General features: G+C 70.6%; 13 protein-coding genes and 4 pseudogenes. 5 read left to right on the top strand and 12 right to left on the bottom strand.

Features of this window, described 5'->3' with window-relative positions; genetic code table 11:
- Positions 1-21: 21 nt before the first annotated feature.
- Positions 22-444: a CHAT domain-containing protein gene (locus ACFWVE_RS02960; RefSeq protein ID WP_384007632.1), complete on the bottom strand. Its 423-nt coding sequence runs from the start codon at positions 442-444 to the stop codon at positions 22-24.
- 6 nt (positions 445-450) lie between these two features.
- Here ACFWVE_RS02960 and ACFWVE_RS02955 point away from each other — a divergent pair.
- Positions 451-576, top strand: a pseudogene (locus ACFWVE_RS02955) (IS3 family transposase); the annotation flags it as partial.
- A 45-nt stretch (positions 577-621) separates the two neighbouring features.
- Here the strand turns inward: ACFWVE_RS02955 and ACFWVE_RS02950 are convergent.
- From ACFWVE_RS02950 to ACFWVE_RS02940, 3 genes and pseudogenes are all read right to left on the bottom strand, one after another.
- Positions 622-1,180 (bottom strand): annotated as a pseudogene (locus ACFWVE_RS02950) (IS30 family transposase); the annotation flags it as partial.
- A gap of 104 nt (positions 1,181-1,284) precedes the next feature.
- A pseudogene (locus ACFWVE_RS02945) lies at positions 1,285-1,757 on the bottom strand (IS5 family transposase); the annotation flags it as partial.
- A gap of 237 nt (positions 1,758-1,994) precedes the next feature.
- Positions 1,995-2,630 (bottom strand): hypothetical protein, encoded by a 636-nt coding sequence (locus ACFWVE_RS02940; RefSeq protein ID WP_384007630.1) that lies wholly within the window; start codon positions 2,628-2,630, stop codon positions 1,995-1,997.
- A 419-nt stretch (positions 2,631-3,049) separates the two neighbouring features.
- Here ACFWVE_RS02940 and ACFWVE_RS02935 point away from each other — a divergent pair, with 419 nt between their 5' ends.
- The 3 genes and pseudogenes from ACFWVE_RS02935 to ACFWVE_RS02925 all read left to right on the top strand — a co-directional run.
- A complete protein-coding gene (locus ACFWVE_RS02935) occupies positions 3,050-3,838 on the top strand; it encodes an MEDS domain-containing protein (RefSeq protein ID WP_384007629.1) in 789 nt (262 codons plus the stop codon).
- Entirely contained in the window at positions 3,835-4,803 is a 969-nt protein-coding gene (locus tag ACFWVE_RS02930) for an anti-sigma factor RsbA family regulatory protein (RefSeq protein ID WP_384007627.1), read from the top strand. The genes ACFWVE_RS02935 and ACFWVE_RS02930 overlap by 4 nt, the downstream gene beginning before the upstream one ends.
- A gap of 674 nt (positions 4,804-5,477) precedes the next feature.
- Positions 5,478-5,621: pseudogene (locus ACFWVE_RS02925) on the top strand (IS6 family transposase); the annotation flags it as partial.
- Between the two features lie 268 nt (positions 5,622-5,889).
- On the opposite strand, the gene ACFWVE_RS02920 reads toward ACFWVE_RS02925, so the two are convergent.
- The 7 genes from ACFWVE_RS02920 to ACFWVE_RS02890 all read right to left on the bottom strand — a co-directional run bounded on the left by ACFWVE_RS02920 (position 5,890) and on the right by ACFWVE_RS02890 (position 12,330).
- Complete coding sequence (locus ACFWVE_RS02920) at positions 5,890-6,888, bottom strand: ester cyclase (RefSeq protein WP_384007625.1); 999 nt, start codon at positions 6,886-6,888, stop codon at positions 5,890-5,892.
- 106 nt (positions 6,889-6,994) lie between these two features.
- Complete coding sequence (locus tag ACFWVE_RS02915) at positions 6,995-7,273, bottom strand: hypothetical protein (RefSeq protein WP_384007623.1); 279 nt, start codon at positions 7,271-7,273, stop codon at positions 6,995-6,997.
- Positions 7,274-7,521: 248 nt separating this feature from the next.
- Positions 7,522-8,307 carry an HpcH/HpaI aldolase/citrate lyase family protein gene (locus tag ACFWVE_RS02910; RefSeq protein ID WP_384007621.1) on the bottom strand — a complete coding sequence of 262 codons (786 nt, stop codon included), beginning with the start codon at positions 8,305-8,307 and terminating at the stop codon, positions 7,522-7,524.
- A complete protein-coding gene (locus ACFWVE_RS02905) occupies positions 8,304-9,077 on the bottom strand; it encodes an SDR family NAD(P)-dependent oxidoreductase (protein ID WP_384007619.1) in 774 nt (257 codons plus the stop codon). Before ACFWVE_RS02905 ends, ACFWVE_RS02910 begins: the two co-directional genes overlap by 4 nt.
- Positions 9,074-10,384, bottom strand: a complete 1,311-nt coding sequence (gene hisD, locus ACFWVE_RS02900; protein WP_384007617.1) for a histidinol dehydrogenase — start codon at positions 10,382-10,384, stop codon at positions 9,074-9,076. The genes ACFWVE_RS02905 and hisD (ACFWVE_RS02900) overlap by 4 nt, the downstream gene beginning before the upstream one ends.
- Before the next feature lie 54 nt (positions 10,385-10,438).
- Positions 10,439-11,185, bottom strand: a complete 747-nt coding sequence (locus ACFWVE_RS02895) for an alpha/beta fold hydrolase (protein WP_384007615.1) — start codon at positions 11,183-11,185, stop codon at positions 10,439-10,441.
- 5 nt (positions 11,186-11,190) lie between these two features.
- Positions 11,191-12,330 (bottom strand): cupin domain-containing protein, encoded by a 1,140-nt coding sequence (locus ACFWVE_RS02890; RefSeq protein WP_384007614.1) that lies wholly within the window; start codon positions 12,328-12,330, stop codon positions 11,191-11,193.
- Positions 12,331-12,540: 210 nt separating this feature from the next.
- Here ACFWVE_RS02890 and ACFWVE_RS02885 point away from each other — a divergent pair, with 210 nt between their 5' ends.
- Positions 12,541-13,539, top strand: a complete 999-nt coding sequence (locus tag ACFWVE_RS02885) for a LacI family DNA-binding transcriptional regulator (RefSeq protein WP_384007612.1) — start codon at positions 12,541-12,543, stop codon at positions 13,537-13,539.
- A gap of 362 nt (positions 13,540-13,901) precedes the next feature.
- Here the strand turns inward: ACFWVE_RS02885 and hisD (ACFWVE_RS02880) are convergent, their stop codons facing one another.
- Positions 13,902-15,263, bottom strand: a complete 1,362-nt coding sequence (gene hisD / locus ACFWVE_RS02880) for a histidinol dehydrogenase (RefSeq protein ID WP_384007610.1) — start codon at positions 15,261-15,263, stop codon at positions 13,902-13,904.
- Between the last annotated feature and the right edge of the window lie 98 nt (positions 15,264-15,361).

The following is a 15,361-nucleotide window of genomic DNA, read 5'->3' as shown; positions in this document are numbered from 1 at the left end:
GCACGCCAATCAGGCTCCAGCTCACCGGCCCTGATGTGAGAAGGCCGCCCAGTAGTAAGGGGACCCGGACCCGCCCTCCGCGGCGGCCGTATAGGCTTGTGCCTTTGCCAGGGCCTCGGCAGGGGAGAGTCCGCCCCTGCTCATAAGCCGGTGGAACTCCTCCATCAGGGCGGGGGTGCTCTCGTCGTTCACCGTCCACGGGGATACGACCACGGCGGCCGCCCCGGCTGTCAGGAAGGCCGTGGACAGGGTGAGCGACTCGTCGAAGTCGTCCGCGGTGAGGGCCGAGGTACATGCGGACAACACGACCAGTGGGCCGGCGGCGGTGACGCGCCGACCGCCGTGAGCGAGCAGCCGGCTCACCGTCAGGCTCTGCCCATTGGCCAGCAGCCGGGACGCGGTCGGGTCGTTCTCGAATCTGGCACGGCAGGCAAGATGGAGCATCTCGCCTCGCGCCGCCTGGCAGGCTGGGCGATCGCGGACCACACGCGCACCGGCCTCGTCACCGACGCCCTGGCCGCTGCCGAACGCACCCGCGGCAGCCTCGCCGGGGCCGTCATGCACACCGACCGCGGATGTCAGGGCGGATCCCAGTGGTCATCGCAACACATGGTCGGTTGATCAGGCCGCGAGCAGTTTAGACAGGCGCTCGGCTGGGGTTTCCCAACCGAGCCTCTTGCGTGGGCGGCCGTTGAGTTCGGCAGCGACGGCGTCCAGATGCTCGTGGGTGTGGACGGACAGGCCGGTGCCCTTGGGGAAGTACTGCCGCAGCAGCCCGTTCGTGTTCTCGTTCGAGCCACGCTGCCGAGGGCTCGCCGGGTCGCGGAAGTAGACCGGGATGTCGGTGGCGACGGTGAAGTCGCGGTGGGTGACCATCTCGGATCCCTGGTCCCGGGTCAGGGACCGCTTCAGGTGCGGCGGCAGTGTCTGCACGGTTACCTGGAGGGCGTCTCGGACATCCTCGGCACTGCGCCCGCTGGACAGGTGGACGAGCATCACGTAGCGGGTGCTGCGTTCGACCAGTGTGCCGATGGCGGAGCCGTTGTCCTTGCCGACGATCAGATCGCCCTCCCAGTGCCGGGGCAGCCCTGTCGGCGGCATCGGCGGGATGCTCGCTGATCATCACCATCGACTGGAAGAATCTTTTCTGCCGCTGCTGGGCCTGGCGGTGGGTCTTGCGTCACTCACGGCCGGGTCGCTCGTTCACGCCGACCAGCTCGGAGGCTTCCTTGTTGCTGTATCCCGCCTGCACGCGCCGGAAGTATTCCGCCCGCTCGGCGTGGAGCTGTCGTGGGTGTTCGCCGCGGAGAGGCCGACGAGAAGGGGCAGTCCGTTCGCGTCCGACAGGACGTGCATCCTGGAATCCGGCTTGCCCCGGCCCACGGGGCTCGGACCTGTGAGTTCGCCCCCTTTTTAGCCCTCACGTGCGCGGAGTCGAGGACGGCCCGGGACAGGTCGAGCAGGCCGGCATCGTCCAGGCGGTGCAGGACCTCCTCGTGCAGCCGGCCCCAGACACCGGCTCTCGACCAGATCAGGAACCGGCGGTGGGCCGTCGACTTCGAGATCCCGAAGCACGGCGGCAACGCCCGCCAGGCGCAGCCGGACACCAGCACGTAGATGATCGCCGCGAACAGCGTCTCATCAGGCGTGTCCTGCGTCCCGCCGCCCTGCGGCCGCACCCTCGACGGTGGGATCAGCGGCTCAGCGATCTCCCACAGCCCGTCCGGAACAATCCAACTCCATGTACCCCGCCCCATGACGAGCCCAACGAGCCAGCCCCACATAGGCCACGGTCTAATCTGCGGCCCGGGGTCTCTCTGTGCTCCGGGGTGTCCGACCGGTTCGACGACCCGCCGGCGGGAGCGTCGCGCCCGGTCCACTTCCGGCTCTCGAAGTGCGTCGTGCCAGTTCTGGGGCTCCTGTTGGCCTCGGCCTCGGCCGGGGCCGAGGCCAACAGGGCAGCGAGCGACGGGATCATCGAGTGCTGTGCCGGGTCAGTGCTGCTGGATCCGCCGGATGATCCGTCCCATTGAGCTCGCGCCCAGGGTGACGGCGGCGCCGCGGACGATGCCGTGGCCCGCCGTACGGGTGAGGGAGCGCAGAGAACGACGGCGGCCGTCGTCGAACCTGCCGATCAGCAACGTGCGGGGATCGGCCAGGGAGCCGGTGACCGTGCCGGCGATCGGCCTCGCTCGTAACCCCTCCAGTCCGACCGATGTCCAGTCCCAGACAGCCGCAGCAGGGGCCGCCCCGGTACCACGCCGCTGCAGCCGGTTCTGCAGCCGCTCGAAAACGAGTCGGTCCTCCTCCCACACGACCAGCTCGCCGGCCGACGCGGTCGCATCCGGCAGCTGCTCGGCCCCGGCCGTCGCCTCCGGGAACGCAGGCCCGATCTCGGTGCCGCGCCTCGAGCGCAGCACCACCTGGCCCGCGTCTACGGAGACCAGGGCCCGGAATCCGTCCCACTTGGGCTCGGCGGCGTGCAGCAGGGGAAGGTCCGGGCTGTTGACGGAGATCGTGAGCATCGGCTCCGGCAGGGTCCATGCCATGGGGTGTGGCACGGATGCCGGGTTCAGACGGCGTTCTTCTTGCGGCGACGCCTTGTCGATGCCGCCTTGCAGGACCGACATGAGGTCGGCGACGTTGGTGACCGTGGGCGCCTCCTGTGCCGGCTCGATCTCCTGCCTCTCGGCCTTCCCCCTTCAGCGTGCAGGCAGGCTCACTCCTGGCGGGAGGCGCGCCGCATCCTTCACGAAGCGCGCAAAGCCCCGTGCCGCAGAGGTGTCCGCGCTTCAAGACCACGCCGCTCGTTCGTGCCCTCGACCGGTGCTCCCGCTGGCCGAAGCCGTGCATCTTCGCCCGCGTGGCCTGGAGCAGACCGCTGAGCGGTTGCCCCGGCTGACACGCGGGCGGCAGGTCCTCCTGCCGGCGCACGCTCACCTGGTCGATCTCCATTCGGCTTAACGATCTCCCGGCTGGCCCAGTACTCTCTGTATCCCAGGACGGGTTGGAAGATCGGAAAGGGGACCAGGTGAGAGCGGCGCGGACGTTGGCTACGTTCGACAACGTCGAGCTCGGTGACCACATCTGCTGGTATGCGGACTCAGCCGCCGCCTCCCCCGCAGACGTGCTCGCCTATGTGGCTGACGGCGCTCTGTACGGCGACAAGATCGTGGTGGTCGGCTCCGCCGGCGCCGCCTCCGGCCTTGCCCGTGATGATGTGCCATCGGCCTCGGTGATTCTCGACTTTCCACGCGTTGCGGACCCCGACTCTGTCCTGGCTGCGGTGCGCCGGGAAGCGCGTACCGCAGCCAGGGAGGGCTACCGGTCGGTGCGCGTACTCACCGAGCGGGTGCCTGCGGCAGCGCCCAGCGGGACCGAGGAACTGGTGGCCCAGGAGCTGAAGCTCGATGAGTTCGCCTCGGAGAGCAACGCCATCGTGGTGTGCGCTTTCAGGCCCTCGCAGTGGGACACGCCTACGCTGGAAAATGTGGCATGTGTGCACCCGCACGAGATGGGCATACGCGCTGAACGTCCGGCTTTCCGGATGTACAGCACGGGCACCGACAGCTGGAGTGTTGACGGAGTGATCGACTCAGAGTGCGCGGACGTCTTCAACGCCGCGGTACGCGCAGCGATTCGGCGCTCACCCAAAGTGAAGATGCGCTTCGACGCTCTGGACATGATCGACGCCGCAGGCATGCACGCGCTCGTTGACGCCGCCCGTCACCTGCCGGACCGCCGGATCGTCGTGGAAGGCGCCAACGAGACCGTACGCCTGTGCTGGGAACTCGCCGGCTACGCGACCGCCAGCATGCCGGTGGTGATGGCCGCATGACCGCGATCTCGCCCTCGTATCCGTCCGGCCAGGCCCGACCCTCGTTCCGCCACGAGCTCTACCCCTATCGCGGGGACGCGCAATTCCTGTCCGGAACACTGGGTTACATCCACGAGGCCTTGGACGGCGACGAGGCCGTAGTCGTCGCCGTCCCCCCGGACAAGGCGTCACTCCTGCGCGGCGAACTCGCCGACGAGCCCGCCGTCACTTTCGTCGACACCACGACGCTCGGACCCAACCCCGGCCGGCTCGTCGGCGCCTGGGTGGACTGGATGAACGAGCATGGTGAGGGTGACAGGCCGGTACGCGGCATCGGAGAGACGGCCTGGCGCGAGGCCCGCAACGCCGCGCACCTTTCTGAGCTGCGCTATCACGAGTGGCTCTTGAACCGGGCCTTCGCCCGCAGCTCCGCCTGGTCGATGCTGTGCCCCTACGACGACGCCGACGAGGACCAGAGCGCCCTGCAGTCCTTGTCCCGCTGCCACCCGCTGATCCGCCAGGACGGCCACTACGTTCGCAACGAGGGCTACCTCACCGCCGAGGAGTATCCCTTCGAGGCGCTGACCCCCCCGTGCGATCCCTTCCAGGAGCTGAGCTACACACACGGTGACCTGACCGCGATCCGCTCGAAGGTCGCCCAGTGCGCATCGGACGCGGGCGTCCCGGACGACCAGCAGCGCAAGCTGGCCGTCGCCGTCACAGAGATCGCCACGAACAGCATCCGGCACGGCGGGGGCCGTGGGACCCTGCGCACCTGGGCCCAGGACGCGACGTTCCTGTGCGAGTTCCGCGACGCCGGCTACATCGCCGACGTGATGGCCGGCCGCACCCGCCCCACCACCGAGCAGATCGGCGGCCGCGGCCTCTGGCTTGCCCATCAGCTCTGCGACCTGGTCGAAATCCGCTCCACCCGAGACCAGGGCACGACCATCCGCCTCCATGTCGACGTTCCGCGAAAAAATTGACGGTTGGTCCGCGGTCCCTTCAGGCGGCGGTCGGCTTTCTTCGCCGCCTCCCGGATATCGGGGTTGCGGCCGGCGCGCTTGTGGTCGTCCAGTTCCCGCGGGACGGCGGGCGTCAGGTGGACCATGTACCGCTCAGCACGAGACCCCGAACATCTGCGGCCCGGGGTCTCTCTGTGCTCCGGGGTGTCCGACCGGTTCGACGACCCGCCGGCGGGAGCGTCGCGCCCGGTCCACTTCCGGCTCTCGAAGTGCGTCGTGCCAGTTCTGGGGGTTCCTGTTGGCCGGGGCCGGGGCCGAGGCCAATAGGGCAGCGAGCGACGGGGTCATCGAGTGCTGTGCCGGGTCAGTGCTGCTGGATCCGCCAGATGATCCGTCCCATTGAGCTCGCGCCCAGGGGGAGGGGACGGTGGCGCCGCGGACGATGCCGTGGCCCGCCGTACGGGCGAGGGAGCGCAGAGAACGACGGCGGCCGTCGTTGTTCACGGGTGTGCTGCTCATCGAGTGCCTCACTGTGTTCGGAAACGAGTGGGCTGGGCCCCTCTGGCGCCTGAGGGATCCTGCCTGCGACAAGCCTTGGGCAAGCAGGAAGGCGGAAACCAGGCCCGAGCTGTTGGCCTGAGGACCGATGATTGGTCCATGGACCAGATTCCAGACCCGCTGCCGGCCCCGGAGTTCTGTCCGCGTTCAGCGGCATCTCGTCCCACTTCCGCCCCAGCCGCCATCTGATCCCCGCATCCGGCCATCGAGCCGAGACGACTGTCCGCTTCGCGATCTGGGAGCGGATCACCGGCGTCGCCGGCCTGCCCACCGCGCCGTGAGCACATGGCCGGTACCCAACTCCACCACGCTCCGGCACACCGTCAGACACCCCACACCCAACAACGTGACAATGCCGTTTCCCGGCCGTTGTCCGTAGCGGAATGGCCGGCGGCGCTGGTAGCGGCGGTGGCGATCCGCAAGCCGGCGAGGCGGCGCTCGTAGCGGCGGAGCGGATGCCGTTGGGGAGGGCTGCCGGGATACCCGCCGACGCCCGGCACCCGGTCGCGCGGGCACCGACGCGGGCGGGCCCGCCCGCGTCGGTGAAGCTCAGTAGATGTTGGCCGCGACCTCGGGGCCGTCCCCGCGCCCCGCGTTGATCTGCGCGCGCAGCGAGATCTCGTCGTAGACGCGGACCTCCTTCACGATGCGGCCCTCCTGGATCAGGAACTGCGAGACGCCGAGCACCGTGACCGGCCGCCCGGTGAGGGGGCCGAAGGCCGGGATGCCGCGGTAGGTGCCGTGCATGGTCCACAGGACGGCCACGCGCAGGCCCGCGTACCGCGGGGAGTGGTTCGCCTGGATGTCGCGGACGGCGAACCGCGCGTCGGGGAAGGGCCCGACCATGGTGAGGAGGTCGCTCTGGTAGCGCTCGGGGCGGATGACGGTGTGGTCGCCGATCGTGTGCAGGAACAGGTCGCGATCCATGAAGTCCTTGACCTTGTTCAGCCGGCGCTGCGTCCACACCTCCTCGATGAACTCGAGCACCATCTCGCACTCGGGGCGGAACTCGTCCGGACGCGTACCGCTGACCCCGGCCAGCAGCACGTCGTTCGGCGGCTCCTCGAGCATGGAGCCGCTGTACCCCTGGAAGGTCAGCTCGCGGGCCGCCCCGGCCGGGTCCAGGCCGCTCTGCAGGCAGTCGGCCAGATCGTCGCGCACCACCCACTCCTCGACCATCCGGCCGCGTCGGTACAGACAGTTGGCCACGGTGCGCTTGCGGATGCGGACGAGGCGGCCGTCCACGAGGTGCTCGTCGGCGGAGAAGACCAGGTGGGAGCTGAGGAAGGCGTCGTCGCTGCGCGCCTCCCACACCACGTCCTCCGCCTGGCCGATGTGGCCCGGCGTGCTGCCCATGCGGATGGTGCTGCCTTCGATGACACCGTCACGGCCGACGACGGTGCCGAGACTGGTGTGCACGATCGAGTCGGGCTCGTAGTTGTCGACGATGTAGGCGATGTCGCGGTCGACCCAGATGCGGTCGGTCACCTCGCGGATGAAGTCGTCCGGGTCCTTGTAGGGGAGGTACGCGACGGGGTCCAAAGGCATGGTGGTTCCGTTCCGGTAGTGAGGTGAATGCGTATGTAACTGGATGGTCGGGAGGGTAGCGGGGAAGGCCGCCTGCCGGGTCGTCCGGATCGGGTTTCCCGCCGTGTCAGCGGGCGAACTTGTCCGCGCCTAGGTGGCTCCGGTACGTCTCCGTCATGAAGGCGCTCACGACGACCAGGGCCAGGAGGGCGCCCACCGCCAGGTAGGCCCAGACGGCGTAGATGGTGTCGAAGGTACTGACCAGCAGCGTCGCGACGAACGGCGTGATGCCCATGAAGATGGAGAAGGAGCTGTTGTACGCGATGGCTCTGCGTATCGCCTTCCGCTTGTTCAGGTCGACCTGGGGAGAGCTGACGGCTTGGCCGGGTGGCGCTGCGGCGGACATGGCTTCTCCGATCGCGTGGGGAGGGGGGGCTGCGACGGGGATGGGGATGGGAGCGTGCATACGTATGAACTGGTCGTGAACACTAAGGATCCGGTTGTGGGGGCGTCAAGGGTCTGTCGCGGCTGGATGCGACAGACCCGGAACGCGGCAGCCGAGAGCTCGGCGCCGCCACACGCAGGGGTGCACGAGGCGGTGCACGACGCCTTCGTCGGCGGGCCCGCCGACGAAGGGGGCCCCGCTCCCGGCCGTCAGACGGTGTCTTCGGCCGCGCTCGTCCCCCCGGGCGCGGCCAGGGAGCGCAGGGTGTCCATGAGCACGTGGGCCATGTTGGAGACGATCAGCTGGAAGCCCTGGCGCTCGGCGGCCCGGGCGGCGTCGAGGCTCGGCACGATCGTCATCACCGCGCGTTTGTTGGCCCGCGCCGCGTCGTGTGCCCGGGCGATCAGCCCGTCGATGACGCCGGGCTCCGGGAAGCCGCAGTCCGCGGCCAGATCGGCGGGCCCCACCAGGACCGCGTCCACCCCGTCGGTGCCGGCGATGGCCTCGGCGTCGTCGCAGGCGCGCCGCGTCTCGATCATCGTCACGACCAGGGTTTCACGGGAGGCGGCCACATGGTCGGCCGCCGTGACCGTGCCGAATCGGCCCGCTCTGCTGTAGGTGGCGAAACCCCGTTCCCCCCACGGCGGGTAGTGGCTGGCGGCCACCGCCCGCCGGGCGTCCTCGCGGCTGTCCACGTGCGGGTGGATCAGCCCGGCGGCGCCCAGATCGAGGCAGCGCAGCGCGAACGTCGGCTCGGCCGAACCCACGCGCACCAGGACGTCGATCCCGTGCGCCGCCGCGGCCGTGAGGTGGTGCTGGAGCAGCGCCGTGTCGGCCGGCCCGTGCTCGCAGTCGATGACGACATAGTCCAGTCCCGCGACCCCCGCCATCTCCACCAGCGTCTCCGAGGGGAGCCGCAGCAGGGCACCCCGCAACTGCTCGCCGTCCGCCAGACGCTGTTTGAGGCTGCGGTGCGGTGTGCTCCGCCCCGTCACCGTGCCACCATCCCCGCGGAGAGGTCGATGTCGGCCCCGCACAGCCCACGCATGCGCAGCATCGCGCTGACGGCCTCGCCCACCTCGTCCTCGGTGACCATCCGCTCCAGGGCGGAGCGTGTGACGAACGCCTGCTCGGCCTGTGCGTAGGTGCTGCCCGTGCGCTCCGCCTCCAGCCGGAAGTTGCGCTCCATGCGTGGCCCCGCAACAGGTCCGGGGGACAGGGAGTTGACCGTGACGCCCAGCGGTCCGACCTCGCCGGCCAAAGTGGCTGTGAGGCCGATGACCGCCATCTTCGACGCGCAGTACGGGGTGCGTCGCAGCAGCGGGCGCTTGCCCGACACCGAGGCGATGTTGACGATGTCGCCCGCGCCGCGCCCGGTCATGGCAGGCAGGAAGGCCCGGCACATCAGGAACACCCCGCGCACGTTCACCTCGAAGACCTCGTCCCAGTCCTGCGGGGTGATCTCGGTCAGCGGGGCCACCGGGCCGGCGATCCCGGCGTTGTTGACCAGGATCGATATCTCCTCACCGGCCAGACTCCGGGCGAGCTCGTCCACGTCGTCGGGGCGGGAGACGTCGCAGACGCGGTGCGAGACCTGTGGGCCGAGCCGTGACGCGGTCTGTTTCAGCGTGGTCTCGTCGCGGCCCGTGATCACCAATCGGGCCCCGTCGGCGAGCAGAGACCTGGTGATGGCCCGGCCGAGGCCGCTGCCTCCCCCGGTGACGAGCGCGGTGCGGCCGGCCAGCGGTGCGGTGCGGCCGCTCATGCCACGCCCTCCTCGTTCCACGGCATGGTGCCCTTGCCGTACTTGGCGGCGCGGACGTCACCGGAGCGGGCGTGGCCCTCGAAGAGCTCGACGCGCGCGGCCCGGCCGCACACCTCGCCGAGCAGCGCGGAGGACGCGGTGTCGGTGACCTCCTGGTACGTCACCGTCTTGAGGTACTTGCCGACCCACAGGCCACCGGTGTAGCGCGCGGCGCCACGGGTCGGCAGGACGTGGTTGGTGCCGATGACCTTGTCGCCGTAGGAGACGCAGGTGCCCTCGCCGAGGAAGAGCGCACCGTAGTCCCGCATCTTGTCCAGCGCCTGGCGCGGGTTCTCGGTCAGCACCTCCACGTGCTCGCTGGCGTAGGAGTCGGCGATCCGGAAGGCCTCGTCGAGGGTGTCGGCCACCACGATCTCGCCGTGGTCGCGCCAGGCCGGTGCGGCGAAGTCCCGGGTGGGCATGCCGGGCAGCAGACGCTCGATGTGCCGCTCGACCTCGCGGCCCAGCTCCTCGGACGTGGTGACCAGCACGGCGGGGGAGTCCGGGCCGTGCTCCGCCTGCGACAGCAGGTCGACGGCCACCACGAACGGGTCCGCGTGCTCGTCGGCGATCACCAGGATCTCGGTCGGCCCGGCGAACAGGTCGATGCCGACCTCGCCGAACAGCTGCCGCTTGGCCTCCGCCACGTACGCGTTGCCCGGGCCCGCGAGCATCGGGACGCGCCCGATGGTCCCGGTTCCCACGGCCAGCGCCGCGACGGCCTGGACGCCGCCCAGCAGGTAGATCTCGTCGGCGCCCGCGAGGTGCATCGCCGAGACCGTCGCGGCGGGGATCTCGCCCCGGATGGGCGGGGTGCAGGCGGCGACGCGGGGGACACCCGCCACCTTGGCGGTCACGATCGTCATGTGGGCCGACGCGGTCAGCGGGTAGCGGCCGCCGGGCACGTACGCGCCGGCGCCGGACACGGGGACGTGCCGGTGGCCGAGGTGGACGCCGGGCAGCGTCTCGATCTCGACGTCACCCAGCGCGTCACGCTGGGCCTGGGCGAAGGTGCGGACCTGCTGCTGCACGAAGCGGATGTCGTCCAGGACCGTGCCGGGCACCTGGGAGACGATCCGCCGGATCTCGTCGGGAGTCAGGCGGAACGACTCGGGGCTCCAGTTGTCGAACTTCTCGGAGTACTGGCGGACCGCGTCGTCGCCGCGCTCGCGGATGTCGTCGAGGATGACGCGGACGCGCTCGGCGACATCCGCCCGGGCCGCGGTCACGTGCGCGGCGGGCACGGGGGACTTGAGGTGTCGGGGCATGACGGCTCTCTTCCACTGCGGATGAAGGGGCAAGGGAGATGGAATCGGGGGCGTTCAGGGGGCGGCGGACGTGGCGCTCGCAGGTGTCGTGCCGGTGGTGGCCGCGACCAGTTCGCGCAGCGCGGCCGTCACCGCCTCGGGCTGCTGCCACGGCAGCAGGTGCCCTGCGCCGGGCAGCAGCGTCAGGACGGCTCCGGGGACCGAGTCCGCGATCGCCCGGTGGAAGGCGGGCGGGCACAGTGTGTCCCGCGCTCCCGCCAGGACGACGGTGGGGCAGCGAGCCGTCCGCAGTACGTCGGCCGCGTCCGTGCGGGTCGCCTGCGCGGCGAGCTGGGCGCGGGCGGCGGTGGCACCCACGGCGTGCGCCATGGCGCGGTAGCGCCGCGCGGCCTCGGGCGTGGGGCACCGGTCGGGGAACATGTCCGGCAGCGTCTGCTCGACGACGTCCCCGAACCGGCCGGCCGTGATCAGCTCGTCCATCGCCCGCCAGGCCACGTACTGCTCGGGGCGCGGCGCGCCCGCGTTGGTCGCCATCACGCACAGGCCCGCGATGCGCCCGGGTGCCCGGCGCAGCGCCTCGAAGCCGACGATGGCCCCGAGACTGAGCCCGACGAGCACGAACGGGCCCGGAACCGCGGCGAGCACGTCCTCGGCGAGCGCCCCGATGTCTGCTCGCCACAGAGGGACGTGGTGGACCTCGTGGCCTTCGGGAAAGCCGACGTCGCGCCACAGGTTCGCGTCGCAGAGCATCCCGGGCACGAGGACGAGCGGCAGCGGACCGGCCGTGTCCTCGTTCGGCACGCCGGTCACCAGGAGCGTGCGGAGCGGGGCAGCAACGCGTACGGGGCGACGTACCCGTTGTGGTCGATGCCCAGGCCCGCGTCCGCCGCGCTCTTGAGAACCTCGTCGTCCCACTCCAGCCGGACCCGTCCGTCACCGGAGTTGACCACGAGGAGGTCGCCCCGCTCGTCACCGACGTTGCGTACGGTGCGCCAGGCGTCCTGCGGGACGGAGAGCATGTCGCGGGGGCCGAGACGCACCGAGACGGTGTCGGTGCGGTTGAGGGTGATCTCCCACAGACCGTCCTTCACTATCAGGGTCTGGTTCTCGTGCTGACGGTGTGCCGAGACGCCCTGCCCGGGGTCGGCGCGGAGCCAGGCGGCGTTGTGCCCGTGCGGATTGAACACACGGGGCTCCTGGTGCGGGTCCTCGGTCATGCCGTAGCCGATGACGCAGCTCAGACGGGCGCCGCCGCCGGGCAGGGTGCTGTCGAGGAAGGGGTGCTCGGAGAAGACCAGCTCGTCCGCGGCGGCGATGCGGCGCCTCATCTCCCCGGGGGTGTAGTGCCGCAAACGGTCGATGTGCTCCTGGGCCAAGAGGCTGACGAGATCGGACTCCGGCGGCACGGTGTCGCCGGCGACGGTGTCGATGAGCTCGTTGTCGGCGGTGAGGTACAGGCCGTGCTTCTGCGCCTCCCGCAGAACCGACGGGCCCCAGATGATGCCGCCGGTGTCGTCCATGCCCAGCACGGTGAACAGCCAGCCGTCGTCAGGCCCCGTGTTGGTGAATCCGCGGAAGATCCAGGTCGGGATGGAGGCGATGTCACCGGCCCTGAGCGTGAGCTCGCCCTCGGTGCCGTCGGCACCCCAGCGCAGCTGGTACTCGCCCTCGGTGCAGATGAACACCTCGGCCGTGTAGTGGAGGTGCAGGTTGTTGGTGATGCCGTGCGGCATGGCGGCGGCGCCGATGTTGTAGCCGTGCGGCAGCCGGAGGTTGACGTGCTGGTCGGCGGCCTGCGAGACGCCCGGCCCGATCATCGCGTAGTTCTCCTTGCGATCCGAACCGGGCGTACGGCAGTCGATGAAGGCCTGGTTGCAGGAGACGAAGTCGCTGCGGCGCACCGTACGGCGGGCCAGCTCGCTGGGGGTGACGACGGCATCGGACATGATTGCTCCTCACTTATGAATACGTATGTATTCCATGACAAGCTCCGAATGGGGGGATGTCAAGAGGGATGGTCAAGGTCGCAGTGGGCGAGTCGGATGTCACAGGGCGGAGCGGGGGCGATCCGCGCGGTCCGACGACCGTATTTCGGCATACGTATACTGAGGTGGGGTGCGCCACCGGGTGGCGCCGGTGGCGACGAGGAGAGAGCCGTGGGGATCACCAGTCACGACGTGGCCAGACTGGCCGGTGTCTCGCAGCCCACGGTCTCCCGCGCGTTGCGCGACGACCCCCGCGTGTCCGAGGCCACCCGGGAGAAGGTCAGGCGCGCCGCCCGGGCGCTGAACTACGTGCCGAGCGAGGCCGGACGCACCCTCTCGACGCGTGCCACACGACGGGTCGGCGTCATCGTCACCGACCTGACGAACCCGTTCTACCCGCACGTCGTCGCCCCGCTCCACGACGAACTGAGCAGCCTCGGCTACCGCATGATGCTGATCACGGAGCGGTCCGACGAGGCGGTCGCCGAGGAGAGGCTGCTGGACCAGTCGATGGACGGCGTCGTCCTCGCGACGGCCACCACCGACTCCCGCCTGCCCGCCCAGCTCGAGCGCCGCGGCATGCCCTACGTCTTCCTCAACCGCGACACCGGCCGGGCCGGCGACTTCGCCTCCGTCGTCGACAACGAGGGTGGCGGGCGGCTCGTCGCCCGGGAACTCGTGGCCCTCGGGCACCGGCGCATCGCCGGTGTCTTCGGCGCGGCCAACACCACCACGGGGCGCGAGCGCGAAATGGGCTTCCGGCTGGCTCTCGCCGAGGCGGGCGTGGGACTGCCGGAGGACCGGGTGGTGCGCGGAGCGTTCGAGTACGACACCGGCTACCGGGCGCTGCCCGCCCTGCTCGAGGCGGACGAGGCACCCACGGCGGTGTTCTGCGGCAACGACGTCGTCGCCATCGGTGTCCTGAATGCGGCCCTCGCGGCCGGTGTCAAGGTTCCCGACGACCTCACCGTCATCGGCTTCGACGACCTCCCGATGGCCGCCTGGGAGGTGTTCCGGCTCACCACCGTCCGGCACGACCTGCGGGAGCTGTCGCGCCAGGCGGCGCGCCTGCTGGTCCGGCGGATCGCCAAGGACGTCGACCCGGCGGGAGAGCGCCTGGTCCTGCCGACCGAGTTCGTCCCCCGCGCCACCCACGCCCACGCCCGCTGATCCGTCACGGCCCGGGAGCCGTCCGCTCCGTGTCCCGGGGCGAGAACGCCGGGGCAGCCCCGCGGCCTGCCGGCCGCCGCCGCGGAACGCCCACGCCGACGAGCACCGCGGCGAGACCCGGTGAGAGCCTCAGTTCCAGCCGGTGGCCCGGCCCGGTGGCCCGGCAGAGCAGCGGCACCCCGGCGATGAAGGCGACCGTGTAAGGGTTGGGATAGGGAGATTTCCGCACCCTGACCTCGGCCGTCCTCCCCTGCGGGCCATCAGACGGGCCGGTGTGCCCGGGACGAGCCGGCAGGGGCGTGGTGTGCCGGGCGTACCGGCGAACGCGTGCCGCCGCACGCGGCGCGGCGGCACACGAGGGGTCAGAGCTGGTCGCGCAGAGCGGCCGGAATGTCGTCGAACGCGCCGGACGTCCGTCCGATCCGGTCGATGCGGAGCGTCGCCGTAGCGCCGTGGGCCGCCAGCCCCTCGAACGCCGAGATGCGCTCGACGGCGGGTGCCAGGGACGCGGTCCCCTCCTTCGAAGCACGCTGGTACGTCAGCGGCTTCAGGAACCGGGAGACGGAGAGCCCCGCGTTGTAGCGGGCGGTCTTGCCCGTGGGCAGGACGTGGTTGGTGCCGGCGATGCCCTTGTCGGAGTAGGCGACCGTCGACCAGGACCCGATGAACAGCGAGCCGTAGTTGGACAGGTTCTCCAGGTAGTAGTCGTCGTCCTCGGTCTGGATCTCCAGGTGTTCGGGAGCGATCACGTCGGCCACGGCGACGGCGCCGGCCCGGTCGTCCACCACGATGACGGAACCGAAGTCGCGCCACGCCGGGCCCGCGATGTCCCGGGTGGCCAGGGACTCCAGCTGGCGCTCCATCTCCGTGATCACGGCGCGCCCCTGCTTCTCGGACGTGGTGATCAGGGCGGCGGGGGAATTGGGGCCGTGCTCGGCCTGACCCAGCAGGTCCGCCGCGACCCACACCGGGTCGGCGCTGTCGTCGGCGATGACGGCGACCTCGGAGGGACCGGCCAGCAGGTCGATGCCGACCCGGCCGAACAGCTGCCGCTTCGCCTCGGTGACGTACGCGTTGCCCGCGCCGACCAGCATGTCGACCGGGGCCTCGCCGAGCAGACCGAAGGCCATCGCTCCGAGCGCCTGGACACCACCGAGCGCGAACACCCGGTCGGCGCGCGACAGGTAGGCGCCGTACAGCACGGCGGGGTGGGCGCCGTGCTCCCCCGACGGGGGAGTGCACGCCAGCACCGTCGGCACCCCGGCCGTCTTCGCCACGTTCACCGTCATGAAGGCGCTGGCGAGCAGGGGAAAACGGCCGGCGGGCAGGTATGCGCCGACGCGGGAGACGGGAACGTAGCGCTGGCCGCCGATGACACCGGGAGCGACCTCGGTCTCGAAGTCCGTCAGGTGCCCGCGCTGCGCGGCGGCGAACCGGTGGGTGCGCTCGTAGCCCATCTCCAGTGCGGTGCGGACGTCCGGGGGCAGGGCGTCCCCCGACTTCTTCAGCTCGGCGGCCTCGATCTCCAGGGCGCCGGACCAGCCGTCCAGCTCCTGGGCGTAGGCGCGCACCGCGTCCATGCCCTTGCGCTCGATCTCCTTCAGCATCTGCGAGACCCGCTCGACCACAGCGGGGTCGCGCTGGGCGGGGGGACCGTCCACGGACGGCTTCTTGAGCCACTGGAACGGGGGGAGGGCCTGTGCTTCGTCGTGCGTGATCTGCATGGCGAGGACGCTAGGCGTCTCGCTGCCACAGGACCAGAGGGCCCATTCCTGTCGGAACCACAGGGTTTCCCTGTCCATCAGGAATGTGTCCGCTTCCG

The sequence above is a fragment of the Streptomyces sp. NPDC058632 genome, assembly GCF_042717095.1.
Lineage (GTDB): Bacteria > Actinomycetota > Actinomycetes > Streptomycetales > Streptomycetaceae > Streptomyces.
Note: the sequence above shows the minus strand (reverse complement) of the source record. Positions and strands in the feature narration are given on the sequence as shown.